The sequence below is a fragment of the Microbacterium sp. LMI12-1-1.1 genome, from assembly GCF_040676455.1.
Taxonomy (GTDB): Bacteria; Actinomycetota; Actinomycetes; order Actinomycetales; family Microbacteriaceae; genus Microbacterium.
Genome location: NZ_JBEGIA010000001.1, coordinates 988,445 through 1,012,064, shown reverse-complemented (window position 1 = coordinate 1,012,064; position 23,620 = coordinate 988,445). Strand labels below are relative to the sequence as shown.

The following is a 23,620-nucleotide window of genomic DNA, read 5'->3' as shown; positions in this document are numbered from 1 at the left end:
CTCTGCTCGGCTCGCGGGGAGGTCCGGCTTCGGGTGGTCGTAATTGATCTATCGATCAATAGAGAAGATATCTATGCTGGCGAGAACATGTCAAGCACATCCTCGCGACCGCGCACCCGCAAGGCTCCCGCTGAACGCGCCGCCGAGATCGTCGCCGCGGCGACCGCGATCGCGCGCGAGCACGGTCTCAGCGCTCTCACCCTCCGCGCCGTCGCCGAGCGGGCCGGCGTCGCCTCCGGGCTCGTCGCCCACTACCAGCCGTCGATGGACGACCTCGTGGCGCGTGTGTACGCCGACCTCGTCGAGGAGGAGGTGCGCGACGTCGAGCAGGTCGTCGGCGCCATCGCCGACCCTGCGGCGCGGCTCGGCGCGCTCATCGACACCCTGATGGACGGCGCACGCGAAGAGCTCACCGTCGTCTGGGTCGAAGGGTGGGCGATGGCGCGCCGCAACGACGCGCTCGCAGTCGCGGTCCGCGCGCAGATGCAGCGGTGGCAGACGCTCGTCGAGGCGATCGTGGCGGACGGATGCCGCACCGGCGCGTTCTCGACGACCGAGCCCGGCGAGGTGGCGTGGGAGCTCATCGGCATGATCGACGGGCTCAACGCCCAGTCGCTGGCGCGCGGCACCGACACCACGCGCTTCGCCCTGCGCACCGCCCGCGCCGCCGAGGCGCTCGTGGGGGCGCGGCCCGGATCGGTTCCGGTCAGCGCATGAGCCGTATCCGATGGGATGAGATCCCGCCGGCACTCAGGGCCGCGATCGAAGACGTGCTGGGCGAGCCGGTCGTGGCGGCGCACTCGCAGCCCGGCGGCTACTCGCCCGGGTCGGCCGACCGCGTCGTCACAGCGTCCGGCCGTCGCGCGTTCGTCAAGAGCGCGGGGCTGTCGGTGAATCCCGAGACGCCCGGCATCCATCGCGCCGAAGCTGCGGTGACGGCATCCCTTCCCGAAGCCGTTCCCGCGCCGGCGCTCATCGGTTTCGTCGAGCACGAGGACTGGGTCGCGCTCGTGCTCGAAGACGTCGAGGCGCGGCATCCGTCCACCCCCTGGCAGCCGCGCGAGCTGCAGGCCGTCCTCGACGCGCTGCACGCGATGGGATCGGCGCCGCTGCCGGCTGAGGTCGCCGTCACGGAGCTGCCCGACGCGATCGCCGGCGACGCCGGGCACTGGCGGAGCATCGACATGTCGGCGATGCCGGCGCTGCCGCGCGGTCTCGACGACTTCGTCCGCGAGCACCACGGGGAGCTGACGGATGCCGCGGCCCGCGCTGTCGAGGACGTGCGAGGCGACCGGCTCGTGCACTTCGACACGCGCGCCGACAACATCCTGCTGCGCGACGACGGCACCGTCCTCCTCGTGGACTGGCCGTGGGGTGCGCGAGGCGTGCCGTGGTTCGACGCGCTGTCGCTGCTCATCAACGTCCGCTACTACGACCCCGGCGCCGACATCGAGAGACTGGTCACGGCGCATCCCGTCTTCGAGGGGATGCCGGCGGATGCCGCCACGCGCGTGCTCGCCGGGTTCGCCGGCCTGTTCCTCGGCTCGTCGCTGCGGCCTGCGCCCCCGCGGATGCCGACCCTGCGCCGGTTCCAGCGCGACCAGGCCGTGGTGACGCTGGACTGGGTGCGCGAACGCTGGGAGGGTTGAGACCCGTGGGCGAGCTCGACGATCCGGTGGTGGTGCAGTTCCCGCTCCGCGGAGAGGGCTGGATGGCCGTCACGACTCCCGCCGCCCGCGTCCCGAGCCACGGTGTCGACATCCTCGGGCAGCGTTTCGCCTTCGATTTCGTGCGCGTCGACGACCGGCCGGGCGTTCACGTGCACCCGGCCTCGACCTTCACCGCCTCCACCGTGGGCGGACGCACGGACGAGTGCTACGCGTGGAACGCGCAGATCCATGCGCCGTTCGATGCGGAGGTGGTGGCGGCATCCGACGGCGTCGCCGAGCGCCGGTGGATCAATCCCGTCCGCGAGGCGGCGCGGATGGTGTGGAACGCCATCACATTCCGTCCCGACAGGATCCCGGCGATCCTCGGCAACCACGTGATCCTCCGCGCCGGAGACGTCTACGCGGGCTTCGCGCACCTCCGGCCCGGCACCGTGCGGGTGCGCGTCGGTGACGGCGTCGCTGCCGGCGACGTCATCGGCAACGTCGGCCACACCGGCAACTCGACATCGCCGCACCTGCACTTCCAGCTGATGGACTCCGCCGACCTCATGAGCGCGAAGGGCATCGCGTGCGCGTTCGCCGCCTACGACGTGCGCGCGGACGACGGCTCGTGGCGCCGCGTGGAGCGCGGCATCCCCGGCTCGCGCGAACGCATCCGCGCGATGGACGGCGGCCCGGCGGCGTAGCGATACCGCCTCCGGCTTCGCGCCGCAAGCCCCCTCCGCGGGAGCTCGCAGCGCCGTACTTTCGGGGCATCGAAGGGAGAACGCCATGACCACCCAGAACCCGTACCCCGGACCGATCCGCGACGACGACGACCCGATGCTCGACGACGGCACGGCCGGCGATGCCGACGGCATCCTCGACCCGATCCTCGACGCCGACGACGACCGGCCGCTCGATCCCGACCTGGACGACGACCAGCTCGACAGCGCTGCGGCCGATGAGCGCGCGGCCACCGCGGGCACCCTCGACGTCGACGATCGCCCGTGAGACCGGGTGCCCGCAACGGTGCCCGCGCGGCGGAACAGGGCCAGGATGGAGGAATGAACGCGATCCCGACCGTGATCCTGAACGACGGCGCCTGGTTCCCCGAGCTGGGCCTGGGCACCTACAACCTGCGCGGCGAGGAGGGGATCGAGGCGATGGTCGCCGCGATCGACTCCGGGTACCGCCTGCTCGACACCGCCGTCAACTACGAGAACGAGCGCGAGGTGGGCGAGGCCGTCCGTCGCAGCGGAGTGGATCGCGAGAAGCTCCTCGTCACCTCGAAGATCCCGGGGCGCCATCACGGCCGCCAGGAGGCCATCGACAGCATCAAGGGATCCCTCGACCTGCTGGGCCTGGACCGCATCGATCTGCACCTGATCCACTGGCCAAACCCCAGCGTCGGCCGGTACGTCGAGACGTGGCGCGGCATGATCGAGGCCCGCGACCAGGGTCTCGTGCGGTCGATCGGCGTCTCGAACTTCACCGAGGACCAGCTCACCGAGCTGATCGAAGAGACCGGCGTCGCACCCGCCGTGAACCAGGTGGAGCTGCATCCGTACTTCCCGCAGGAAGCACTGCGTGCGTTCCACCGGACGCACGGCATCCGCACCGAGAGCTGGAGTCCCCTCGCACGCCGCAGCGAGCTGCTGACGGAGCAGCTCATCCATGAGCTCGCCACGGTCCACGACGTGACGCCGACGCAGGTCGTGCTGCGCTGGCACACGCAGCTCGGCAGCACGCCGATCCCGAAGTCCGCCGACCCCGACCGCCAGCGCGAGAACGCCGACGTGTTCGGCTTCACGCTCACCGACGACCAGGTCGCCGTGATCAGCGCGCTCGAGCGCGGACGCCTCTGGGACGGCGACCCCCTCACCCACGAGGAGATGTAGCCGCCCGTTCAGGCGTCGGGAAGCGCGTCGAGCCACTCGGTGAAGGTCTGGGTGCCGCGGAGGGCGTCGGCGCCAGGCAGGAGCGCACCCGAGCGGAATGCCCGGCCGAGCGTGCCCGGCGTGTTCACGACCGGCAACGGGGCGCGATAGCCGATCGCGTGCGCGTAGCGGTGCACCATGTCGGCGAGGCTCTCCTCGCGCGGACCGCCGAGGTCGGTCGTCCGTCCTGCCGGACCCCGTTCGGCGAGGTCGACGAGGTGCTCCGCCACCTCCCGGACGGCCACGGGCTGGATACGGCCCGTCGACGCGACGTGGGCGCCGGCGTGGGTGCGATGGAACATCATCGCGGCGTACTCGTGGAACTGCGTGGTGCGCAGAATCGTCCAGGGTACGACTCCGCCGGCCACCAGTCGCTCCTGCGCGAGCTTGCCGGCGTAGTAGCCGTCGGGCGCGGCTTCGGCGCCGACGATGGTCAGCACGAGGTGATGCGGCACGCCGGCGGCCCGCTCTGCGGCGAGGAGGTTCCTGGTCGCGCCGGCGAAGAACATCACCGACACGTCGGGCTTCGCCGTCACCACGTTCGTGACGTCGATCATCGCGTCGATGCCGTCGAGCGCACCCGCCAGACCGGCGCCGCTGAGCAGCTCCACGCCGGTGCGCCGCGACAGGACGACGACGTCGTGGCCGCGCCCGCGCGCGATCGCGGCGACGTGTTCGCCTGTCATCCCAGTGCCGCCGGCGATGGCGAGTCTCACGGATCCTCCTGCGCACGTGAGCACGGCGCCCCGGAGCCGACTCCCACCCAGGGTATCCGCCGCGCGCAGCCGATACGAGGGCGGGGCACGAGCGGCCCGGGTCCGCTCGGGGGAGAGTATGCGCCCGAGCCGCTCACGGCTGCGGCACGACGAGCGCACCGCCTCCGCTCGGGGCGAGGGGGGCGGCGGGGCGCGCAGATACGCGCGCTTCCGTTCACGTCGCGCAGCTGCGCGCGCTTCAGTTCACGTCGCGCAGCCAGTCCGCGAACGTCTGCGTGGTCAGCACCGCATCGCCCCCTGGCAGGGCGAGGCCGGCGCGCATCGCCTTCATCTGCGCTCCCGGCAGACTCACCGAAGGGATCCATCCGCGATGGCCGGTGCGTCGCGCGTATGCCTGCACCATCTCATCCAGGGCCTCCTCACGCGGCCCGGCCAGATCGGCGGCGCGGCCCTGCGGCGCGCCGGTCGCGAGCACCGCAAGATGCGCCCCGACGTCCCGCGCCGCGACCGGCTGTACGCGCGCCCGCGGGGCGAGGTGCAGCGGTCCGAGCCGGGCCCGGTCGAACAGCTGCCCTGCGAACTCGTGGAACTGGGTCGCCCGCAGGATCGTCCACGGTACGGCTGCCACCTCGACCACCCGCTCCTGCGCGAGCTTTCCGGCGTAGTAGTCGTGCGGCATCCGATCGATCCCCACGATCGACAGCAGCAGCAGATGACGCACGCCCGCGCGCCCGGCCGCGGCGACGAGGTTGCCGGTGGCGGTCTGGAAGAACCGGATGGCCGCATCCGCCGACAGCGTCGAGATGTTCGCGGTGTCGATCACCGCGTCGACACCGTCGAGCGCGGCGTCCAGACCCGCCCCGGTGGTGAGATCGACTCCCGTGCCCCGGCTGAGCACGACGGGGTCGTGTCCGTCCGCGCGCACCGCGTCCACGACGTGGCTCCCGACGACGCCCGTTCCTCCGGCGACCGCGATCCTCATGACATCACTCCTTCCGTCCCGCCCGCTGCGGGATGCTCTCGAGATTCCGACGACGCAGCGCGCGAGAATGTGAGCGCCGGCCTCACATTCGCCTCGTGTGGGTCGTCGGATCTGTGAGAGGGGAGCCGGATGCCGCCCACCGATGAGGTCGAGAGCGAACGTCGTGCGCTGCTGGGCCTGTGCTACCGCATGCTCGGCACGGTCGCCGACGCCGAGGACGCCGTACAGGAGACCTACGTGCGCTGGCTGCGACTGTCGGACGCGGAGCGCGCCGCGATCCGCAGTCCGGGGGCATGGCTCGCGCGGGTCGCCGGTCGCGTGTGCCTCGACATGCTCGGATCGGCGCGCGCCCGCCGCGAGCGGTACGTGGGGGAATGGCTGCCTGAGCCGGTGCCGGACGACTCGCCGCTCGCGGCATCCGTGTCGGTCGATCCCATCGACAGCGTCACGCTCGACGACTCGGTGTCGATGGCGCTCCTGGTGCTGCTCGAATCGCTCACCCCCGCCGAGCGGGTCGCCTTCGTGCTGCACGACGTCTTCGGCGTGCCTTTCGCCGAGGTCGCCGAGACGGTGGGACGCAGTCCCGATGCCGTACGTCAGCTCGCCTCGCAAGCGCGGCGCCGCGTCCGGGAGCACCGCGCCGGCGCCGCCTCGCGGGAGCAGCACGACGCCGTGGCGCGCGCGTTCGCGGCGGCGACGTCGACGGGCGACCTCGAGGCGCTCGTGTCGGTGCTCGATCCCGACGTCGTGCTGCGCTCCGACGGCGGCGGACGCGTATCGGCCGCCCTGCGACCGGTTCGCGGCGCCGACCGCGTGGCGCGGTTCCTGCTGGGACTGCCGCGCCTGGAGCCCGAGGCGGTGGTCGGCCCGATCGGGACCCCGGACGGGCTCGGATTCCTCGCGACGCTCGACGACGAGCCCAGCGCCCTCGTCTCGCTGCGCGTGCGCGACGGCCGCATCGCCGACGTATACATCATGCGAAACCCCGACAAGCTGACCCAGTGGCGCTGAGGATCCGCCGTTCCGAGGTCTGAGACCGGTCGGTTAGCGTGGAGCCATGGCGACGACCCCCACCGACTCCACTCCCTTCGACTCGCTGGACGACTACATCGCACTGCCCCGGGTGGAGGCCCTCGCCCTCTCGCCCGACGGGCAGACCGCCGTGCTCACGGTGGCGGCGCTCAAGAAGGACGGCACGGGCTACGAGCGCGCGCTCTGGGCCGTGCCGGCCGACGGCGGGGGCGCGCCGCGACGGCTGACGCGTTCGGCCAAGGGCGAGGCGGGCGCCGCGTTCACCGCGAGCGGCGACATCCTGTTCGTGTCCGCGCGTCCCGACGCAGAAGGCGACGCCGACGACGAGTCCGGTCAGCTGTGGCTGCTGCCGGCCGCCGGCGGCGAAGCACGCCCCGTGACGCGGCTCGCGGGCGGTGTCGACGGCATCGCCGCGACCGCCGAGGCATCCGACCGCCTCGTGATCTCGGCATCCCTCCTTCCGGGGGCCGACACGCTCGAGAGCGAGGCGTCCCTGCGCGGCAAGCGCAAGGAGAAGAAGGTGTCGGCCATCCTGCACGACACCTATCCGGTGCGCTTCTGGGACCACGACCTCGGCCCCGCGGAGCCGCATCTGCTGGCGATCGACGTCGACGCGCTCGAAGACACGATCGCCGCCGAGGTCGCGGAGGCCGCAGCCGAGGATGAGCGGGCGGCCGAGGCAGTGAAGCATGCCGTGCCGGGCGCGGATGCCGACCCGTCGGCATCCGATGCGGAAGTGAAGCCGTACCCCGCCACACTGCCCCGCCCGCGCGACCTGACGCCCAGGCCCGGGCGCTCGGCCGACCACGCCGACGCGGCCCTCACCCCGGACGGGACCATCCTCATCGCCTCGATCGAGCGCCGCGAGCAGCGCGCCGGCCGCCGCGTGATCGTCGCCATCGACACCGAGAGCGGCGAGCGCACGACGCTGTTCGACGAGGTCGACGTCGACTACGAGATGCCCGCCGTCAGCCACGACGGCACGCGCCTCGCGTATCTCCGCACCGTCAAGAGCACGCCGGCCGGTCCCACCGACTACGAGGTGTGGGTCGCGGCCGTCGACGGCTCCGGCGCCCGGCGCATCGCCGCCGACTGGGACCGCTGGGTGTCATCGTTCGCCTTCGCCGCCGACGACTCCGCGCTCATCGCCACCGCGGACCACGACGGCCGAGGACCGGTGTTCCGCCTCCCGCTGGACGGCAGTGCGCCCGAACGGCTCACCGACGACGACTTCGCGTATGCCAACGTGCTGGTCGACCGCAGCACGGGCGACCTCGTCGCCCTGCGCTCCTCGTGGGTCGTGCCCCCGCATCCGGTCCGCATCTCGGGCGACGGCACGGTCACCCCGCTCGCGACGCCGGCGGCCACTCCTCGCGCACCGGGCTCGATCACCGAGGTCGAGACCACGGCCGAGGACGGCGCTCGCGTGCGCGGCTGGCTGCTGCTGCCCGACGGCGCGTCGGCCGAGGCCCCGGCTCCGCTGCTGCTGTGGATCCACGGCGGTCCGCTCAACAGCTGGAACGCCTGGAGCTGGCGCTGGGCGCCGCTGCTCGCTGTGGCGCGTGGCTACGCGGTGCTCCTGCCCGACCCGGCGCTGTCGACCGGCTACGGCCTCGACTTCATCGCCCGCGGCTGGAACAGCTGGGGTCACAAGCCCTACACCGACCTGCTCGCCATCACCGACGCCGTCGAGGCCCGCGACGACATCGACCAGACGCGCACGGCAGCGATGGGCGGCTCGTTCGGCGGCTACATGGCCAACTGGGTCGCCGGTCACACCGACCGCTTCCGTGCGATAGTGACGCATGCCAGCCTGTGGGCGCTCGATCAGTTCGCCGGCACGACCGACAGCTCGGAGTACTGGCAGCGGATCTTCACGCCTGAGGCGATGGTCGAGCACTCGCCGCACCAGTTCGTGCGCGACATCCGCACGCCGCTCCTCGTCGTGCACGGCGATAAGGACTACCGCGTGCCGATCGGCGAGGGACTGCGGCTGTGGTCGGAGCTCGCCGAGCACCACGCCGACGCGGACGGCCGGATGCCGCACCGCTTCCTGTACTTCCCCGACGAGAACCACTGGGTGCTCAAGCCGCAGCACGCCGTGATCTGGTACGAGACCGTGTTCGCCTTCCTCGCCGAGCACGTGCAGGGCGAGGAGTTCCAGCGGCCCGAGCTGCTCGGCTGAACCTCGCCGTCGACTGCCGGAGCCCGGGACGCGATTCAGGACGCGTGCCGGACTTCGCAGTCGCTTCCCGGCGACAGGATCGCCTCGTGGCCGTCGTCGAAGCGCACCACCAGCAGCGGATTCTCGCCGCTGCCGCGGACCTCGATGACCTCCCCCGCGCGTTCCGCCGCTCCCACGATGCGGCCGTGGATGACCACGCGATCGCCGACGCTCGCCTGCATGGGGACCACCTCCTGGCGCTCACCATACGACGCCCCGGACGCCAGGGGTAGAGGCATCCGCGACGGCGCGGCGGTCGGCCTAGAGCTGTGCGCCGTCGTCGTCGCGGTTCTCGAGCCCGACGCTGCGCCCGCGCCACGACTCGTAGGCCATGAGCCAGCCGATCGACACGGCGGCGGCGAGAACGACGCCCAGCAGCACGCTGCCCCAGATCAGTCCGAAGACGATCCCCAGTGTGAACAGGAGCGCCGTGCCGAGCGCCCAGCCCGAGTGCCCGCGCGTCCAGCCCTTGCGTGTCGTGGTCATGCCGAAAGCCTAGGGGCGCGACAGGCGACACGGGCGCTGGGATCGTCGTGGCTCTGGGTAGGTTGGAGGTCGACGACCACGCACACGGAACGGATGTCATGACCCTCAACGTCAGCCCGCTCACCCTCGGCACCTCCGGCCTCGGACGGGACACCGTCCCGGGCTCACCCGAGGAGGAGACCGCCGTCGCTTTCGCGGAGCAGCTCTTCGCGAGCACGCACGCGTTCCTCGACACCTCGAACAACTATGCGGGCGGACGCTCGGAGGCGGTGCTGGGCCTCGCCATCGCCCGCATCGGGACGGATGCCGCGACCCGCGTCATCTCGAAGGTCGACTGCGATCCCGAGACGGGCGCGTTCGATCGGGAGCGAGTGCTGCGGTCGTTCGACGAAACCGTGGCGCGCCTCGGCGTCGACCGCCTGCCGCTGCTGCACCTCCACGACCCGTACACGGTGACCTTCGACGAGGCGATGGCGCAGGGCGGCGTCGTGGAGGGACTCATCGAGCTGCGAGAGTCGGGCCGGGTCGACGCCATCGGTGTCGCCGCCGGGCCTGTCGGCCTCATGGCCCGCTATGTCGGCACCGGCGTCTTCGACGCGGTGCTCGTGCACAATCGGTTCACGGTGGTCGACAGCTCGGCCGAACCGGTGTTCGCCGACGCGCACGAGCGCGGGATGACGGTGTTCAACGCAGCGCCGTTCGGCGCCGGCATCCTCGCCACGGGCACGAAGGAGGGGGCGATGTACGGCTACCGCCCCGCGACGCCCGAGCTGCAGGAGTGGGTCTCGCGACTGGAACGCGTCTGCGCGTCGTTCGGCGTGAGCCTGCCCGCCGTGGCGCTGCAGTACTCCCTGCGGTCGCCGCTCGTCGACTCGACCGTGGTGGGCTTGTCGTCGGCGCAGCGCCTCACGCAACTCGATGCCCTCGCCGCGACGCCCGTGCCGGACGACCTGTGGACCGAGCTCGAGTCGCTCGGCCCCGCGCCGTCGAACATCGACGACAGCGCCTACGCCTGACGCGGGGCCGGCGAGCGGGCCGGGCGGGGGGAGTGCTCCGAACCGAGACCGGGCTCACGTGCCGGGCGGCCGTCCGGGCTGCGCTCCGAACCTGAGCCTGGCCCCCGGCGACGCGCCGGGGGCCGGTCTCCCGCTCAGGACTGCTGCGCGTTGACCGCGACCATCCAGTCGATGCCGTAGCGGTCGGTGAGCATGCCGAACCGGCCGCCCCACGGCGGTGTGTCGTACGGCATGGTGATCGATCCGCCGTCGGCGAGCTTGTCCCAGAACCCCTGCAGCGCTGCCTCGTCGTCGCCGCTCACCGAGACCGAGATGCCGGCCGGCTTCTCGTAGGGCATGCCGGTGGGCGTGTCGGCGCCCATCAGGACGAAGCCGTCGGGGCTGGTGAGCTGCGCGTGCATCACGAGGTCGTTCTCGGCGGGATCCTGCACCATGCCCTCGTACTGGCCGAACGTGTCGATCGTGAGATCGCCGCCGAACACGGACTGGTAGAAGGTCATGGCCTCGCGGGCTTCGTTGCGGAAGGACAGATACGGGTTGAGGCTGGGCATGTCGAACTCCTGAAGTGGATGGTGGATGCCGCGCCCGGCCGCGTGGCGGGTCCCAGTGTGGCCGGGGCCTCCGACATCCACAAGGACCCCCTACGCGGCTCAAGGGGCGGCAGCAAGCTTGCGGTTCAGGCAGGCAAGCAGGCCTCGCGGCTCAGCGGGCGCGGTGGTCCTCGGGGTGCAGGCGCGGTCCGCGGCGGGGCTCGCGCACGCCGCTCGCGCCGATCAGCCGGATCACGCGCTGGCGCTGACCGGGCCAGGCGGCGAGGAGCCGCAGCATCCCGTCATCGTCGACGCGGTGTCCGGTGAGGGCGAAGCCGACCTCGTGGGCGAGGTGGTAGTCGCCGACGCTGACGGCGTCGGGGTCGCCGAGGGCCCGGATGCGGGTCTCGGCCGAAGTCCAGGGGCCGATGCCGTGCTGGCTGACGAGCACACGGTCGACGGCCTCGCCGTCCTCGGCGGCGAGCACGGTGCGCACGATGGCATCGCCGCGTCGAGCGGCTCGCACCACGGTCTTGGACTGGGGCGGCTCGAGCCCGGCGCGATGCCAGACCCACGACGGGACGTGCTGCCAGCCGTCGACGGTCGGCGGTGCGAACATCGGCGCCGGCGTCGGACCGGGCGCGCGCTCGCCGCACCAGGTGACCACGCGCCGCCAGGCGGCGAACGCCTGCATGCCCGTGACCTTCTGCTCGAAGATCGCCGCCACGAGCGCATCGAACACGAGACCCGTGCGCGACAGGCGGAGTCCGGGGTTGCGGTGGTGCGCGGCGGCGATGAGCGGATGCCGGCTCGCATCGAAGTCTGCGGCGTCGTCGTCTGCGCCGCACAGCGCGGGCAGCTGCGACAGCGCCCATTCGCGACCGGGGCCCCACGCGGCGCCGCGGATCACGCCGGGGTGGGTCTCGCGGATCGCGAGGGTGGCGATCCCCGCGGGAGTGCGGCTCACGCGCCAGATGACTGCTCCGAAGACCGACATCGTCGGGTCGCCGGCACCGCGCCGCTGGTACAGCACGGTGCGACGAAGGTCGAGCGGATGGCGTGGCCGGTACTCGGTCTCGAGCGGCCGGCCCGGATCAGGGCGGGGGTCGCGGGCTGTCGCGGCTCGCCCCTCGAAGCGCTCGGCATCCCTCGTCCGAGGGATGCGCGAGAGCGAGGTGGTCATGCCGCCCACCCTACGCCCCGGCCTCCGACATCCATGCCGGGGGCGCGACGCTCAGAAGCGGTCGGGCGACGGGGTGCCGTGGCCGTAGCGGATGACGACGTCGGCGTGGCGGTCGAACCGGTAGCCGACACCGCGCACCGTGCGCACGATGTCCTCGTACCGGCCGAGCTTGGCCCGTAGGCGCCGCACGTGCACGTCGATGGTGCGCTCGCCGGGAGCGTCGTCGTCGGTCGTGCCCTGCCAGAGCGAGGTGACCAGCTCGGTGCGCTCGATCGTGCGGCCCTCGCGGAGGACGAGGTACTGCAGCAGCTCGAACTCCTTGAAGGTGAAGGCCGCGGACTCGCCGTCGATGAGCACCCGCTTGCGCGAGATGTCGACGACCACGCCGCCGGTCGACGGGTCCTCCTCTTCCGGCTCCTCCTGCTTGGTGCGGGCCACGGCCGACGGCTCGTGAAGGGCGAGACGCACGACGTCGACGTCGCGGCCGCCGGCGCCGACCGGCGCGAGGGCGACGGTCGCGTAGGTCTCGGCGGAGGGCGCGAGCTCGGCGATCGTGCGACGCAGGGCATCGACGAGCACGCCCAGGTTGACGCCCGATGCGGCGGCCTTGGCCTCGTCGAGGCCGACGTAGAGGGCGAAGCCTCGCGGTGCGGTGCCGGCCGGCAGAGCACGAGAGGCCGCCTGCGTGGCTTCGGCAGCCGGCGTGGCGGGTGCCTCGACAGCGGCCGGGGTGTTGACGGCGCGGAGGTGGCGGACGGGAGCGGTGGTGGGACGGTCGAGGAGAGCGGTGGTCGACATGATGATGGTCCTTGCGGGAGGAACCCGGAGAGCGGAACCGGGTTGGATGTGCTGCGGCCCGGATCGTCGGAGGCGATGAGGCCGTCGGCCGGTGGAGGCCGGTGCCCGACGTTGGGCGGTGTGCGAAGCGGATCCGGGTGCGCGTGATCGACGCACGAAACCGGTGCTTCGGGGGACTCCGTGCGATCCGTTTTCAGAAGCGGAGGAGGAGTCCGACGGGGGTCACCGTGCTAGTGGCACATTCGACAACACATGGCAACGCGACCGGCCATCATCATGCCGGCAGTCCTGTTCGCCTCCCGGGCGGACAGATACAGCGCGTTGTCAGTCATGTGGCCGATTATGACCGACTTTGTCGGAATACGTCAAATCGCACGGATGCCGAGCCCCGATCGTTTCGGAATGTGACAGATTGCTCAATCCCCACCGCGGCGGTGCGCGCGGGTCGTCGCGGAGCCGTCTCCGGGCGCGCCGGACGCTTCCTGCGTGCACGCTGAGCGATCGCCGGAACGTCGGTCGAGATGCGTCCCAGCGGCCCCTGCTGGGCGTAGCCTGTGCGGGTGAATGAGCTGCGTTTCCAGAAAGAGACGGATGCCTCGAGGTACACACTGCACCGCGGCGACCACCTGGTCAGCGTGCTCGATTACCGGGACGACGGCCGCACTGTCGCGATGACGCGCGCCTACACCGTGCCGACCTTCCGCGGCCACGGCTACGCCGGCGAGCTGGTCGAGCGGGCTGTCGAAGAACTCGAGCGGAGCGGCGACCGCAAAGTCGTGCCGGTGTGCTGGTACGTCGCGGACTGGTTCGAGGCGAACCCGTCGCGCCGCGGCATCCTGAATCAGCGCCCGTAGCGGCCCCGGGATCGCCGACAGCGGCGGATCCTCTTGTCAAGCCCATGTCGTCGAGCCCCGCGCTGACGGAGGCTGGGGGTGGACGAGAGGAGTACCCGATGGAACATGATCGGTCTACGCAGAACGACCTGCCCGAGGGTGTCATCAACGCCGACCCCGGTGGCGGCTGGGACGAAGTGGGCGACGGCGAGTCCCGCGAGCGCAGCGCCGCGGTGACGGAAGCCGACCTGCTGACGGATGCCGCGCTGCAGCCCGACGACCCCGTCGAGGGCGAGGCGGCCCGGCAGGGTGCCGATCCCGATCTGGTGGCCGACAGCACCGAAAGCGAGGAGCCGTGATGAGCACGACGGGCAACGAGTACGAGCAGACAGGCGTGAACTACCCCGACCGCGGGGACGCCGGAGGGGCGCAGGACACCCCGGCGGCCGGCGAGCCGGTCCGCGACGAGGCTCCCGCCGCGCCGCCGACCATGAGCGAGCCCGCGGACGACGCAGGCAACGCTCCCGCAGCGAATGAAGCGCCGGCGGAGTCGCGCCCCGAGCCCGCGGCGGCACCGGCCGGTGAGCCGAGCCACGAGGCCGTCGGCATCGGCGTCGTGGACGGCTCGGACCACCACGGCCACGACGAAGGCCGCGACACGCTGACGGCGAGCCAGGCGCAGCAGACGCCCGGCGGCCTCGGCGCCGAGCAGGAGCAGCGCCTGCCGGCCATGTCGCAGAACAACGCCTCCGACGTCGACAAGGTCGCGGGCATCGTCGCTCAGACGCGCTCCGATGTCGGCACCGAGCCCTTGGAGCGGATCGCGGAGGTGCTGCGCCAGCGCCTCAGCCAATCGGGGGTCGACCTTCCCGACAACGACATCGAGGAGCTCGCACGCCAGGTGTCGACCGGCGACGCCGACAGTCCGGCGGCACCGGGACGCGACGCCGTGGGGTGACACCGCGATTCACCACCCGTCGTGCACGCGCCCGGCCCTAGGCTGGGCGCGTGCACATGGAGGCGTTGTTCACCGCCGTCGCCGTCGGTTTCGAGGCGGTCGGCGCCGCCGCGATGATCGTCGGCTTCGTGATCGCCCTCGTGCTCGGAGCCCGTTCGCTTTCGCGCCACGAAGGCGGGCAGGCCGCGTTCACGGTGCTGCGCACCACGCTCGGCGCCGCGATCCTGCTGGGGCTCGAGGTTCTGGTGGCCGCGGACCTGATCCGCACCATCACCTCGAAGCCGTCCCTCGAGGACGCAGCGATCCTGGGTCTGATCGTGCTGATCCGTACGATCCTGTCGATCTCGATCCAGATCGAGATCGAGGGCACCCTTCCGTGGCGTCGCGCGCTGCTACGCAGCGGCGGTCAGATGATCGGCGATGCCGTCGCGCGTGACCGCACGGCGGAGCAGCAGGCGTCAGCCGCGCGGGGATCCGCAACTGCGGACCCGCGCGCCGGCTGACAGACTAGGCGACCGCGCACACGGTGGTGCATTCTTCGGTCGCGTGCAGGCCGATCGGCCGCGGCCAGGCGACGCGCGCGGGGCGCGCGGCGACAGGGGCCGACGGCGTCCGGTGCGTGGCGGTCATCTTCCGCTCGCGAATCGTGGCGAGGATCGCGTGCTCGCGTTCCCGCGTCCAGGTGTCGTGGCGGTACTGCTGTTCGGCGGCGTATACAGCGAACATGGTTTCCTCCGTTGGTTCCGACAGAGTCAACCTACGCGGGGGCTCCGACATTGCCGGGTCGCGGCCGGATGGCAGGAATCCGTCGCAGTGCGGCGGTCCGGCGACAGCGCTCAGGCCTCTCCCGCGAACGTCCGGATGAGGCGGGCGGCGGGCGCGGCATCCCGGATCATCGTCTCGTGACCGTGGTCGGGCACCTCCGCCAGGCGCCCGTCGGGAAGCGTCGCCGCGACGCGGGCGCACCAGTCCGGCGGGGCCACCAGGTCGTCCTCGCCGCGCAGGACGAGCACCGGCGCGTGCGCGCGGGCGAGGACGTCCTCGGGGCGGTGAGCGAGCATGGCGCGGAACTTCGCGCGGATCCGCGGGCCCGCGTGGACGTACTCGCGCGCGCCGGCAGCGATCACGCGGGGACTCTCGACGGCGATGTCGCGGAGCAGCCGCCACAGCTGTCTCGGCGCCGTGCGGGCCGCGGGATCCACGGTGGGGCCGACGAGAACGATGCGGTCGACGACCCCGGGATGGCGCACCGCGACCTCGAGCGCGATCTGCGCGCCCATCGAATGCCCCACCACGACGGCGGGCACGCCGACCCGCTCGCGGAGATAGGCCGCCACGAGATCGGCCATGCGCTCTATGGTGAGCACGCGTGCGGGCTCGGGTGCATCGCCGTAGCCGGGCAGGTCCAGGGCGATGACCTCGCCGTCGCCCAGGTGGCGGGCGAGGTCCGCGAAGACGGCGCGTCCCATGCCGATGCCGTGGACGAGCAGGTACACGCGCTCGCCGTGACCGCGGCGCTCGGCGATCAACGTCGCGCCGGCGTGCGAGAACTCCTCGACCCTGGGCACGTCAGGCGGTGCCCGGCTGATCGCGCAGTCCGACGCGGTCGGGGATGTCGAAGTGCACGCGCGGGAGCCACGCCGACGGCTCCGGCCACGGACGGGACGCCGGGAGGGACCGCAGACGCGCCCGCAGCGCCGTGCCGGAGGCCTCGACCGGCAGCACCCGGGAAGGCGCGTGATGAGCCAGTGCGCCGAGCCACCAGTGCCGCCAAGTGCCCTCGATCGCCTCGGGCCCGGCCACCACGTAGTAGTCCGGCATGACCGCCTCACCCGACTCGAACAGCGACAGCAGCACGTCGACCTCGGTCTCGAGCGAGCCGAGGGTGCAGCGCTCCTCGTACAGCTCCACCCATGCAGCGGCGACGTGCTCGAGCGGATCGGCGTCGTGCACCACGTAGGGGGTGGACACCGAGGCGACCAGGTGCGCCGCGACGGCGGGCTGAGCCTCGCGCAGCGACAGCGCGACGAGGGCGGGAACGTCGGCCAGGCCCGTCAACAGTTCGTCGCTGTCGGCACCGACGAGCGCCACGACGGTGGACCGGGGTGCGGTGTCTGCGTTGTGCGCCATGTCTCACGATACGTCGAACACGGCCTCGGTGGGTGGGTGCCCCGCCGACGTGCGGCCGGCACGTGAGCGCAGCGGCCCGCGCTGCGCCGCGGCGCCCCGTATCGGGCACCCGCTGGTCCTCACTCCGCGCTCAGCACCACGGTCGACAGGTCGGCGCCGAAGGTGAAGCGGGCGTCGACCGCACCGCCGCGCAGCACGCCCGGCAGCCACCGCGATGCATCGTCCCACATGCGCCGATACGGCACCGCGTCCAGCGCGTACCAGCGCGGCGTGATCTCGTCGGTCTCGACGGGGTCGCCGACCCACCGCCGGCACACGAACACCGTCGAGCGCTGCGACCAGGCGGGCCGGGTCGGGAAGTGGTAGTCGATCGTGCCGGCGAGGTGCAGATCGGATGCCGCCACCCGCACGCCGACCTCTTCCATGACCTCGCGCACGGCGGCCTCCTCGGCGGACTCACCCGGGTCGAGCTTGCCGCCGATGCCGACGATCCTGCCCTGACCGAGCCCGGTGCGCTTGTCGCCCAGGAGCACCTCGGCGCCCGCCGGACCGCGTCGCAGCAGGTAGACGACGCAGACCTCGGGCAAGGACATGGATCGAGGGTACGCGCACGCCGGCCGGGCGATCGGGAACGCTGCGGTTCGCCGCCGCGCGGCCTGCCTCGCCGCGGATGTCAGGGGCCGAACGTACCGTGTGAGCATGCGGATCCTGCACACCTCGGACTGGCACATCGGGCGGTCGTTCCACGGCCACGCCACGCTCGATGCGCTGCGCAGTGTGCTCGATGCCCTCGTCCAGCAGGTGCGCGAGCATCGGGTCGACCTCGTGATCGTCGCGGGCGACGTGTTCGACTCCGCGACCCCGGCCGCGGGGGCCTACACGCTCCTCTCCGAAACGCTGCGGGGCCTCGCCGACGCGGGCGCGACGGTCGTCGTCACGAGCGGCAACCACGACTCCGCCGCGCGACTGGGATTCCAGTCCGGGCTGCTGCGCGACGGTGTGCACGTGATCACGGAACCCGCGACCGTGGGGACGCCGGTGACCGTCACGGACGAGCACGGACCCGTCCACGTGTACGGCATCCCCTATCTCGAGCCGGTGCTGCTGCGCACCGTCTGGCCGGGGGTGCGCACCCAGGCCGACGTGCTGACGCACGCGATGGACCTCGTGCGCGCGGACGTGGCACGCCGCGGGGGGCGGTCGATCGCGGTCGCGCACTGCTTTGCCGCCGGCGTGGAGCCGACGCCGCACCTCGAGCGCGACATCCAGCAGGGCGGGCTCGACATCGTGCCGCTGTCGGCCTTCGACGGCGTCGACTACATGGCGCTCGGTCACATCCACGGCCGCCAGCAGCTCTCGCCGCGCGTCCGGTACGCCGGCGCACCCCTGCACTACAGCTTCGACGAGGGGCACAAGCCCCGCGGATCATGGCTCATCGAGCTCGACGCCGACGGTCTCGCCGCCGACGGGGCCGCTGTGGAGTGGCTGCCGCTGCCGGTGCCCCGCGCCCTCGTGACACTGACGGCGACGCTCGACGAGCTGCTCGCCGACGAGCGCTTCGCCGGTCATGCCGGGGACTGGGTGCGCGCCGAGTACACAGACCCGCTGCCGCAGCGCGACCCGATGCGCCGGCTGCTCGCACGGTTCCCGCACTGCGCCGAGGTCCGCCACGCGCCGGTGGCAGCCCGCACCGCCGACGCGCGCACCTACGCCCAGCGCGTGCGGACCGCGCGCAACGAAGCCGAGCTCGTCGACGCCTTCCTCGCCCACGTCCGGGACGGGGAGGGTGCCTCGGCGCGGGAGGCGGAGCTCGTCGGCGAGCTGCTGGACGAGCGCACCCGCGTGGAGGCCACGGCGTGAGGCTGCACCACCTCGAGCTCACCGGCTTCGGGCCGTTCCGTGAACGGCAGAGCGTCGACTTCGAGGCGTTCCAGCGCGACGGCATCTTCCTGATCGCCGGCCGCACGGGGGCCGGCAAGTCGAGCATCCTGGACGGCGTCTGCTTCGCGCTGTACGGCAGTGTTCCCCGCTACGAGTCGGGCGACAAGCGGCTGCGCAGCGACCACTGCGATCCGGAGGACCCGACCGAGGTGCGTCTGGAGTTCACCGTCGGCGACCGTCGCTGGCGGGTGACCCGAGCCCCGGAGTACCAGCGGCCGTCGCGCCGCGGCGGGGGACTCACGACCGAGCCCACGCGCGCCGAGCTGGAAGAGCTCGTCGACGGCGTCTGGGTCGGCCGAGCCGGCAAACCCCGCGACGTCGGCCTGCTGCTCGACGAGGTGCTGGGGCTCAACGCCCAGCAGTTCCAGCAGGTCATCCTGCTCGCCCAGAACCGGTTCTCGCGCTTCCTGCTCGCCTCCGGCGCCGAGCGCCAGTCGCTGCTGCGGGCGCTCTTCGGGACCCGGCGCTACGAGGAGTACGCGCGCGAGCTGGGGGAGCGCAGCAAAGCTGCGCAGCACGAGCTCGACGCGCTCGGCGAACGGGCGCGCACCCTGCTCGACCAGGCGGAGCGCCTCATCGCGGCGCAGGAGCCTGTCGCAGCGGAGCAGGGCGAGGCGCCGCCGGTCGACCTGACGGCCCGCCGTGCCGCGGTCGAGCTCGGCGAGCAGCGCGCCCTGTACCGCCTCGACACGCTCGCGCGCGAGCGTGCGGCCGCCGACGACACCCGTGCAGTCGCCGAGGCCGCGCACGCCGAGCGGCTCGCCCTGGCGAAGGGGCAGCACGAGCTCGGCCGCGCACACGAACGCCTCACGGTGCTCGAGGAGGCCGGGGTGCAGATCGCCGTAGACCGTCGTCGGCTGCAGCATGCCCGAGCGGCCGAGGTGCTGCGGGCGCCGCTCGAAGCCGCGCTGGCAGCGGACGACGCTGCCGCGACGAGCGATGCCGCCGTCGCCTCGGCCGAGGCTGCGTGGCAGCGTGTCGCCGCCGGCAGCGGGGAGGAGGTCGTCGCCGACCTCGCCGAGCTGGTGGAGCGCCTCACCGGCGACCTCGCGGTGTGGACCGCGGCGCTCACGCACGAGGCCGCCCTTGTCCAGGGCGAGGCGCAGGTGAGGGATGCCTCGACCGAGGCGACGCGGCTCGAGACCGACATCGTCGCCCTCGACGCGCAGCGTGCCCAGGTGCCCGCCGAGCTGGCCCGGCTGGACGCGGAGCTCGAGGCGGAGCGCGAAGCCGCGGCGCGGCGCGACCCCGCGCGGTCGCGACAGGAGGAGACGGCGAGCCGGCTCGCCGCGGCCGAGGAGGCGGCGCGGCTCGCCGCAGCGCAGCGGGAGGCCGAGATCTCGCACCGAGACGCGGCCGCTGCCGCCGCGACGGCAGCGGCGGCCGTCGCCCGGCTGCTGCAGCGTCGGCTGGATGGGTACGCCGGCGAGCTCGCGACGACGCTGGTCGACGGCGAGCCGTGCGCGGTCTGCGGCTCGACCGCGCATCCCTCGCCCGCCGAGCCGGCCGACGAACCGGTCACCGACGAGATGCTCGCCGCAGCCGAGGTCGAGCGCGACGCGACGGCACGTGACGAGCGCCGCGCGTCGGATGCCGCGAAGGCGGCGCGAGAGCGCCATGCCGAGGCCGCGGCGCGCGCCGGTGGACAGACCGTCGAGGTGCTGCGCACGCAGCTCGCCGCGGCGACCGAGGAGTTCGCCGATGCCGAGCGCGCGGTGGCGCGACGTGATGCCCTCGCCGCGCGTCATGCCGAGCTCGCAGCGCTCGACGCCGACGCCGAGGCCTCGCGCACCGGCCTCGTCGATCTTCTCGTCGCGGCGCGCACCCGCATTGCGGCGCTCACCGCGACGGTCGACGCCGCGCGTCAGGCAGCGGGTGCCGCGCGCGGCGAGTACGCCAGCGTCGCCGAGCGGGTGGCGCACGTGACCGCCCTCCGCGACGCGGCAAGAGCCGCCGCCGACGCGCGCGCCGACGCCGAGCGGGCGGCGACCCGGGCCGTCCAGGCGCGAACCGATGCGGACGAACGGATCGCGGCATCCGTCTTCGCCGACGCGGCGGAAGCGACCGCCGCCCTTCTGAAGCCCGCCGACATGGAGGCGCTGGCCGAACGGATCTCGTCGCACGACACCCAGCTCGCCGCGACGCGTGCGCGGGTGCTCGAGCTCGAGCTGGAGCTCGCCGGTGCGCCCGCCGAGCCCGTCGACACCGCGGCGTCGCGTGCCGCGCTCGACGCCGCCGACGCCGCACGCACCGCGGCGCTCCGCGCCGAGCGCGATGCGCACACCGCCGTCGAACGCCTGCGCGACCTGGCGCTGCAGATCGACGACGCGTATGCCGGTGTGGCCGCCCGCGCCGCCGACGCCGCCGCGATCGCCCGGCTCGCGGACACCGTGGCGGGGCGGGCGCCCAACACGATGAAGATGGACCTCGAGACCTTCGTGCTCGCCGCCGAGCTCGAAGAGATCGTCGGCGCGGCGAACCTGCGGCTGAGCGACATGTCGTCGGGCCGGTATCGGCTGCAGCACACCGACGCCCGCGCTGCGCGCGGCGCAGCGTCGGGGCTCGGCCTCGAGATCATGGACGCCTTCACCGGTCAGGCGCGTCCGGCCCAGTCGCTGTCGGGCGGCGAGACGTTCCTCGCATCGCTCGCCCTGGCGCTCGGTCTCGCCGAGGTCGTCACAGCCCGCGCCGGCGGGGTGCGGCTCGACACGCTGTTCGTCGACGAGGGGTTCGGCTCGCTCGACGAGGAGACCCTCGACCTGGCCATGCGCACCCTGGACGAGCTGCGGCAGGGTGGCCGCATGGTCGGGGTCATCAGCCACGTCGCGGCGATGAAGGAGCAGCTGCCCGCACAGCTCGCCGTCGAGGCGACGCCCCACGGCCCGAGCATCATCAGGCAGGACGACGTCGCCCGCGTCTGATCCCTTCCAGGGGGAGCGGGATCAGACCTCGTAATCGGCGCGGATCCGATCGCGCAGCTGGTGGCTGCACGCGGCGACCGCGGCATGCCAGTCGGTGATCGCACCGTCCTGCGCGCGATCCGACACCGCCTTGAGCACGCGGATCGGCACCCCGAACTGCTGCGCGACCCAGATGTACGCGTACGTCTCCATGTCGACCAGACCGGCGCCGAGCGGCCGGATCACCGCGACCGCCTCGGCGTCGTCGACGAAGTGATCGCCCGTGGCGATGGTGACGCCCTCCGTCTCGAGTTCGACGAGCGGCGGCAGCGACACGTGCTGTCCGACGATGCCGTCGATGTCGGTCACGTCGTGCTGCAGTGCCGCGCTGATCTCGTAGACGGCTGCGTCGAGCCGCGCGTCGATCGCCCCGGCGGTGCCGACGACCACGATCTCGTCGTACACGGTGGCGTCGAGCGCCCGGGTGAGGGCGTAGGTGGCCTGGAGCTTGCCGGGGCCGGTGACGAGGCGGTCGAAGCCGGGAAGGTCGTCGGGAAAGGCGACGAGCTCAGAGGCGAGGGCGGCGACGAGGAGTCTCACACCCCCATCATGTCCCGCTTTCGCGGGCGCCGGATCCAGCGGGACACGGATGCCCCGCTCTACCCGCCGGGAACGGGAGCGGGGCTAGCCTGGGCACGATGCCTGAGTCCGAGTCGAGAACCACGAAGACCACGAGCACGGCCCGCGCCGTGCCGCCCACCACCGCCGTCATCCCGCTCTCGCCAGCCGCCCGCTGGCGCGCGTTCTGGGTGTGCGTCTCGGTGGCGGCGATCACGATCCTCGACATGACGAAGGTGAACGTCGCGCTGCCGTCGATCGGCGAGGTCCTCGGCGCTACCTCGACGCAGCTGCAGCTGATCGTGTCGGGGTTCGTGCTCACCTTCGGCCTGGTGCTGGTCCCGATGGGCCGCCTCGGCGACCAGCGCTCGCGCCGCACGCTGTTCATCGTCGGGCTCTCGCTGTACACGGTCACGAGCGTGATGTGCGCCCTCGCGCCGACCGCGGAGGTGCTGCTCGTCGGGCGGCTGCTGCAGGGCGTGGCCGCCGGCATCCAGATGCCCCAGGTCCTGGGTATGGCGCAGGAGCTGTTCCAGGGCAGGGAGCGCGCTCGGGCCTTCGGGCTGTTCGGCGCGACGATCGGCGTCGCGACGGCGTTCGGCCCGACGCTCGGCGGGCTGCTCATCGCGCTGGGCGGGCTGACCGACGGCTGGCGGCTCATCTTCTGGATGAACGTCCCGCTCTGCCTGGCCGCCATCGCGCTCGCGCTGTGGCTGCTGCCCGACACGCGTACGAGATCGCACCGCCGCGTGCAGCTCGATCCCGTCGGCGTCCTCCTGTTCGGCGCGAGCGTCGTCTCGCTGATGTGGCCGTTCCTCTTCACGACGGGCGCGCCGACCGACAATCCGGCGCGCTGGTGGCTGCTCGTGGCGTTCGCCCTGTTCGTCTCGGCGTTCATCGCCTGGGAGCGTCACTATGCGGCGCGCGGCCGCAATCCGCTCATCCCGCTCAAGCTGTTCCGCATCGCGTCGTATCGCAACGGCACGCTGCTGCAGACGGCGTACTTCACCGCGGCGCCGGCGATGTTCCTCGTGACGACCCTGTTCCTGCAGATCGGTCTGGGGCTCGAACCCGTCTACGCGGGAATGGTCTCCATCGGCTTCGCGCTCGCGAGCGCCGTGACCTCGTGGGTCGGCGGCAACCTGGTGAGCAGCCACGGCCGCGTCGTGGTGGTGTGGGGGCTCGTCGCCATGCTCGCCTGCGTCGGCGGCCTCATGCTCACGGCGCTGTATGCCCCGCCCGCGTGGACCCCCTACATCATGGCCGCGATCATGACCGTCGGCGGCGCCGGCGGCGGCCTCGTGATCGCCCCGAACCAGACCCTCACGCTCGCCGAGATCCCGGTCAAGCAAGGCGGCGTCGCCGGCTCAGTCGGCCAGCTCGGCCAGCGCATCGGCGCGGCCGTGGGCACCGCGGTCGCACTGTCGCTGTTCTACGCAGCCATCTATCGCGAGTCCGGCACGCACGACGAGCTGGTCGTCTACCACGACGCGTACGCGTTCGGGATGCTGTCCGTCGCGCTCTTCCTCGCACTCGCGTTCATCGTGTCGATCGTCGACCTGACGGCGCGCCGCAAAGTCGGCTCTCGGTCGTCGGCCACCGACGCCCCGGTGCCCTGATCGTCACTTCAGGTGGCGCGACACGCGGTCACGTCGCGCGCGATGCCGCGTGTCGTGACCCCCGA

General features: G+C 72.5%; 27 protein-coding genes. 15 read left to right on the top strand and 12 right to left on the bottom strand.

Annotated elements, in window-relative coordinates:
• Positions 1 to 87 precede the first annotated feature (87 nt).
• The 5 genes from MRBLMI12_RS04935 (at position 88) to MRBLMI12_RS04915 (ending at position 3,550) form a co-directional block, all read left to right on the top strand.
• Positions 88 to 717 (top strand): TetR/AcrR family transcriptional regulator, encoded by a 630-nt coding sequence (locus MRBLMI12_RS04935; protein ID WP_349428661.1) that lies wholly within the window; start codon positions 88 to 90, stop codon positions 715 to 717.
• The gene (locus MRBLMI12_RS04930) at positions 714 to 1,649 is read left to right on the top strand and encodes a phosphotransferase (RefSeq protein ID WP_363354373.1); all 936 of its coding nucleotides are present in this window, start codon (positions 714 to 716) and stop codon (positions 1,647 to 1,649) included. The genes MRBLMI12_RS04935 and MRBLMI12_RS04930 overlap by 4 nt, the downstream gene beginning before the upstream one ends.
• Positions 1,650 to 1,654: 5 nt before the next feature.
• Positions 1,655 to 2,356: a M23 family metallopeptidase gene (locus MRBLMI12_RS04925; protein ID WP_363354371.1), complete on the top strand. Its 702-nt coding sequence runs from the start codon at positions 1,655 to 1,657 to the stop codon at positions 2,354 to 2,356.
• 85 nt (positions 2,357 to 2,441) lie between these two features.
• Positions 2,442 to 2,663, top strand: a complete 222-nt coding sequence (locus tag MRBLMI12_RS04920; protein ID WP_349428657.1) for a hypothetical protein — start codon at positions 2,442 to 2,444, stop codon at positions 2,661 to 2,663.
• Between the two features lie 53 nt (positions 2,664 to 2,716).
• Positions 2,717 to 3,550 (top strand): aldo/keto reductase, encoded by an 834-nt coding sequence (locus MRBLMI12_RS04915; RefSeq protein WP_363354369.1) that lies wholly within the window; start codon positions 2,717 to 2,719, stop codon positions 3,548 to 3,550.
• Between the two features lie 8 nt (positions 3,551 to 3,558).
• On the opposite strand, the gene MRBLMI12_RS04910 is transcribed toward MRBLMI12_RS04915, so the two are convergent.
• A complete protein-coding gene (locus tag MRBLMI12_RS04910) occupies positions 3,559 to 4,305 on the bottom strand; it encodes an SDR family oxidoreductase (protein WP_363354367.1) in 747 nt (248 codons plus the stop codon).
• A gap of 238 nt (positions 4,306 to 4,543) precedes the next feature.
• On the bottom strand, positions 4,544 to 5,287 hold the full coding sequence (locus MRBLMI12_RS04905; protein WP_363354365.1) for an SDR family oxidoreductase: 744 nt from the start codon (positions 5,285 to 5,287) through the stop codon (positions 4,544 to 4,546).
• Positions 5,288 to 5,416: 129 nt separating this feature from the next.
• Here MRBLMI12_RS04905 and sigJ point away from each other — a divergent pair, with 129 nt between their 5' ends.
• Together sigJ and MRBLMI12_RS04895 are read left to right on the top strand one after the other, a co-directional pair.
• A complete protein-coding gene (gene sigJ / locus MRBLMI12_RS04900; RefSeq protein ID WP_363354363.1) occupies positions 5,417 to 6,298 on the top strand; it encodes an RNA polymerase sigma factor SigJ in 882 nt (293 codons plus the stop codon).
• Positions 6,299 to 6,344: 46 nt separating this feature from the next.
• A complete protein-coding gene (locus MRBLMI12_RS04895) occupies positions 6,345 to 8,504 on the top strand; it encodes a S9 family peptidase (RefSeq protein WP_363354361.1) in 2,160 nt (719 codons plus the stop codon).
• Between the two features lie 35 nt (positions 8,505 to 8,539).
• On the opposite strand, the gene MRBLMI12_RS04890 is transcribed toward MRBLMI12_RS04895, so the two are convergent.
• Together MRBLMI12_RS04890 and MRBLMI12_RS04885 are read right to left on the bottom strand one after the other, a co-directional pair.
• Positions 8,540 to 8,725, bottom strand: a complete 186-nt coding sequence (locus tag MRBLMI12_RS04890) for a DUF1918 domain-containing protein (RefSeq protein ID WP_363354359.1) — start codon at positions 8,723 to 8,725, stop codon at positions 8,540 to 8,542.
• 79 nt (positions 8,726 to 8,804) lie between these two features.
• Entirely contained in the window at positions 8,805 to 9,029 is a 225-nt protein-coding gene (locus MRBLMI12_RS04885; protein ID WP_308868520.1) for a hypothetical protein, read from the bottom strand.
• A 98-nt stretch (positions 9,030 to 9,127) separates the two neighbouring features.
• Here MRBLMI12_RS04885 and MRBLMI12_RS04880 point away from each other — a divergent pair, with 98 nt between their 5' ends.
• The gene (locus tag MRBLMI12_RS04880) at positions 9,128 to 10,045 is read left to right on the top strand and encodes an aldo/keto reductase (RefSeq protein ID WP_363354357.1); all 918 of its coding nucleotides are present in this window, start codon (positions 9,128 to 9,130) and stop codon (positions 10,043 to 10,045) included.
• Positions 10,046 to 10,179: 134 nt separating this feature from the next.
• Here the strand turns inward: MRBLMI12_RS04880 and MRBLMI12_RS04875 are convergent, their stop codons facing one another.
• From MRBLMI12_RS04875 to MRBLMI12_RS04865, 3 genes are all read right to left on the bottom strand, one after another.
• Complete coding sequence (locus MRBLMI12_RS04875) at positions 10,180 to 10,596, bottom strand: VOC family protein (RefSeq protein WP_349428648.1); 417 nt, start codon at positions 10,594 to 10,596, stop codon at positions 10,180 to 10,182.
• A 151-nt stretch (positions 10,597 to 10,747) separates the two neighbouring features.
• Complete coding sequence (locus MRBLMI12_RS04870; protein ID WP_363354354.1) at positions 10,748 to 11,758, bottom strand: DNA-3-methyladenine glycosylase family protein; 1,011 nt, start codon at positions 11,756 to 11,758, stop codon at positions 10,748 to 10,750.
• A gap of 51 nt (positions 11,759 to 11,809) precedes the next feature.
• Positions 11,810 to 12,556, bottom strand: coding sequence for a winged helix-turn-helix domain-containing protein (locus tag MRBLMI12_RS04865; RefSeq protein ID WP_349428646.1), 747 nt, complete (start codon positions 12,554 to 12,556; stop codon positions 11,810 to 11,812).
• Between the two features lie 560 nt (positions 12,557 to 13,116).
• Between MRBLMI12_RS04865 and MRBLMI12_RS04860 the strand changes: the two genes are divergently transcribed.
• The 4 genes from MRBLMI12_RS04860 (at position 13,117) to MRBLMI12_RS04845 (ending at position 14,850) form a co-directional block, all read left to right on the top strand.
• Entirely contained in the window at positions 13,117 to 13,410 is a 294-nt protein-coding gene (locus MRBLMI12_RS04860) for a GNAT family N-acetyltransferase (protein ID WP_349428645.1), read from the top strand.
• Between the two features lie 98 nt (positions 13,411 to 13,508).
• Positions 13,509 to 13,748: a hypothetical protein gene (locus MRBLMI12_RS04855; RefSeq protein WP_363354352.1), complete on the top strand. Its 240-nt coding sequence runs from the start codon at positions 13,509 to 13,511 to the stop codon at positions 13,746 to 13,748.
• Complete coding sequence (locus tag MRBLMI12_RS04850; protein ID WP_363354350.1) at positions 13,748 to 14,347, top strand: hypothetical protein; 600 nt, start codon at positions 13,748 to 13,750, stop codon at positions 14,345 to 14,347. The genes MRBLMI12_RS04855 and MRBLMI12_RS04850 overlap by 1 nt, the downstream gene beginning before the upstream one ends.
• A 56-nt stretch (positions 14,348 to 14,403) precedes the next feature.
• Positions 14,404 to 14,850, top strand: coding sequence for a DUF1622 domain-containing protein (locus MRBLMI12_RS04845; protein WP_349429028.1), 447 nt, complete (start codon positions 14,404 to 14,406; stop codon positions 14,848 to 14,850).
• Between the two features lie 4 nt (positions 14,851 to 14,854).
• On the opposite strand, the gene MRBLMI12_RS04840 is transcribed toward MRBLMI12_RS04845, so the two are convergent.
• The 4 genes from MRBLMI12_RS04840 to MRBLMI12_RS04825 all read right to left on the bottom strand — a co-directional run bounded on the left by MRBLMI12_RS04840 (position 14,855) and on the right by MRBLMI12_RS04825 (position 17,070).
• A complete protein-coding gene (locus MRBLMI12_RS04840; protein WP_363354348.1) occupies positions 14,855 to 15,073 on the bottom strand; it encodes a hypothetical protein in 219 nt (72 codons plus the stop codon).
• Between the two features lie 110 nt (positions 15,074 to 15,183).
• Positions 15,184 to 15,915 (bottom strand): alpha/beta fold hydrolase, encoded by a 732-nt coding sequence (locus MRBLMI12_RS04835; RefSeq protein ID WP_363354346.1) that lies wholly within the window; start codon positions 15,913 to 15,915, stop codon positions 15,184 to 15,186.
• 1 nt (position 15,916) lies between these two features.
• The gene (locus tag MRBLMI12_RS04830) at positions 15,917 to 16,477 is read right to left on the bottom strand and encodes a hypothetical protein (protein WP_363354344.1); all 561 of its coding nucleotides are present in this window, start codon (positions 16,475 to 16,477) and stop codon (positions 15,917 to 15,919) included.
• Between the two features lie 119 nt (positions 16,478 to 16,596).
• Positions 16,597 to 17,070 carry an 8-oxo-dGTP diphosphatase gene (locus MRBLMI12_RS04825; RefSeq protein WP_349428638.1) on the bottom strand — a complete coding sequence of 158 codons (474 nt, stop codon included), beginning with the start codon at positions 17,068 to 17,070 and terminating at the stop codon, positions 16,597 to 16,599.
• 106 nt (positions 17,071 to 17,176) lie between these two features.
• Here MRBLMI12_RS04825 and MRBLMI12_RS04820 point away from each other — a divergent pair, with 106 nt between their 5' ends.
• Both MRBLMI12_RS04820 and MRBLMI12_RS04815 read left to right on the top strand, forming a co-directional pair.
• Positions 17,177 to 18,337, top strand: a complete 1,161-nt coding sequence (locus MRBLMI12_RS04820; RefSeq protein WP_363354342.1) for an exonuclease SbcCD subunit D — start codon at positions 17,177 to 17,179, stop codon at positions 18,335 to 18,337.
• Positions 18,334 to 21,339 carry an SMC family ATPase gene (locus MRBLMI12_RS04815; protein WP_363354340.1) on the top strand — a complete coding sequence of 1,002 codons (3,006 nt, stop codon included), beginning with the start codon at positions 18,334 to 18,336 and terminating at the stop codon, positions 21,337 to 21,339. Before MRBLMI12_RS04820 ends, MRBLMI12_RS04815 begins: the two co-directional genes overlap by 4 nt.
• A gap of 21 nt (positions 21,340 to 21,360) precedes the next feature.
• Here MRBLMI12_RS04815 and MRBLMI12_RS04810 read toward each other — a convergent pair whose 3' ends face one another.
• Complete coding sequence (locus tag MRBLMI12_RS04810; protein ID WP_363354338.1) at positions 21,361 to 21,918, bottom strand: nucleoside phosphorylase; 558 nt, start codon at positions 21,916 to 21,918, stop codon at positions 21,361 to 21,363.
• 98 nt (positions 21,919 to 22,016) lie between these two features.
• Here MRBLMI12_RS04810 and MRBLMI12_RS04805 point away from each other — a divergent pair, with 98 nt between their 5' ends.
• On the top strand, positions 22,017 to 23,555 hold the full coding sequence (locus MRBLMI12_RS04805; protein WP_363354336.1) for an MFS transporter: 1,539 nt from the start codon (positions 22,017 to 22,019) through the stop codon (positions 23,553 to 23,555).
• Positions 23,556 to 23,620: the final 65 nt, after the last annotated feature.

What these genes read in the sequence shown, in the direction of transcription:
- MRBLMI12_RS04935 (WP_349428661.1), top strand. Translation starts at nt 88, where the DNA reads ATGTCAAGCACATCCTCGCGACCGCGCACCCGCAAGGCTCCCGCTGAA.
- MRBLMI12_RS04930 (WP_363354373.1), top strand. Translation starts at nt 714, where the DNA reads ATGAGCCGTATCCGATGGGATGAGATCCCGCCGGCACTCAGGGCCGCG.
- MRBLMI12_RS04920 (WP_349428657.1), top strand. Translation starts at nt 2,442, where the DNA reads ATGACCACCCAGAACCCGTACCCCGGACCGATCCGCGACGACGACGAC.
- MRBLMI12_RS04915 (WP_363354369.1), top strand. Translation starts at nt 2,717, where the DNA reads ATGAACGCGATCCCGACCGTGATCCTGAACGACGGCGCCTGGTTCCCC.
- MRBLMI12_RS04905 (WP_363354365.1), bottom strand. Translation starts at nt 5,287, where the DNA reads ATGAGGATCGCGGTCGCCGGAGGAACGGGCGTCGTCGGGAGCCACGTC.
- sigJ (WP_363354363.1), top strand. Translation starts at nt 5,417, where the DNA reads ATGCCGCCCACCGATGAGGTCGAGAGCGAACGTCGTGCGCTGCTGGGC.
- MRBLMI12_RS04895 (WP_363354361.1), top strand. Translation starts at nt 6,345, where the DNA reads ATGGCGACGACCCCCACCGACTCCACTCCCTTCGACTCGCTGGACGAC.
- MRBLMI12_RS04890 (WP_363354359.1), bottom strand. Translation starts at nt 8,725, where the DNA reads ATGCAGGCGAGCGTCGGCGATCGCGTGGTCATCCACGGCCGCATCGTG.
- MRBLMI12_RS04885 (WP_308868520.1), bottom strand. Translation starts at nt 9,029, where the DNA reads ATGACCACGACACGCAAGGGCTGGACGCGCGGGCACTCGGGCTGGGCG.
- MRBLMI12_RS04880 (WP_363354357.1), top strand. Translation starts at nt 9,128, where the DNA reads ATGACCCTCAACGTCAGCCCGCTCACCCTCGGCACCTCCGGCCTCGGA.
- MRBLMI12_RS04875 (WP_349428648.1), bottom strand. Translation starts at nt 10,596, where the DNA reads ATGCCCAGCCTCAACCCGTATCTGTCCTTCCGCAACGAAGCCCGCGAG.
- MRBLMI12_RS04870 (WP_363354354.1), bottom strand. Translation starts at nt 11,758, where the DNA reads ATGACCACCTCGCTCTCGCGCATCCCTCGGACGAGGGATGCCGAGCGC.
- MRBLMI12_RS04865 (WP_349428646.1), bottom strand. Translation starts at nt 12,556, where the DNA reads ATGTCGACCACCGCTCTCCTCGACCGTCCCACCACCGCTCCCGTCCGC.
- MRBLMI12_RS04855 (WP_363354352.1), top strand. Translation starts at nt 13,509, where the DNA reads ATGGAACATGATCGGTCTACGCAGAACGACCTGCCCGAGGGTGTCATC.
- MRBLMI12_RS04850 (WP_363354350.1), top strand. Translation starts at nt 13,748, where the DNA reads ATGAGCACGACGGGCAACGAGTACGAGCAGACAGGCGTGAACTACCCC.
- MRBLMI12_RS04845 (WP_349429028.1), top strand. Translation starts at nt 14,404, where the DNA reads ATGGAGGCGTTGTTCACCGCCGTCGCCGTCGGTTTCGAGGCGGTCGGC.
- MRBLMI12_RS04840 (WP_363354348.1), bottom strand. Translation starts at nt 15,073, where the DNA reads ATGTTCGCTGTATACGCCGCCGAACAGCAGTACCGCCACGACACCTGG.
- MRBLMI12_RS04830 (WP_363354344.1), bottom strand. Translation starts at nt 16,477, where the DNA reads ATGGCGCACAACGCAGACACCGCACCCCGGTCCACCGTCGTGGCGCTC.
- MRBLMI12_RS04825 (WP_349428638.1), bottom strand. Translation starts at nt 17,070, where the DNA reads ATGTCCTTGCCCGAGGTCTGCGTCGTCTACCTGCTGCGACGCGGTCCG.
- MRBLMI12_RS04820 (WP_363354342.1), top strand. Translation starts at nt 17,177, where the DNA reads ATGCGGATCCTGCACACCTCGGACTGGCACATCGGGCGGTCGTTCCAC.
- MRBLMI12_RS04805 (WP_363354336.1), top strand. Translation starts at nt 22,017, where the DNA reads ATGCCTGAGTCCGAGTCGAGAACCACGAAGACCACGAGCACGGCCCGC.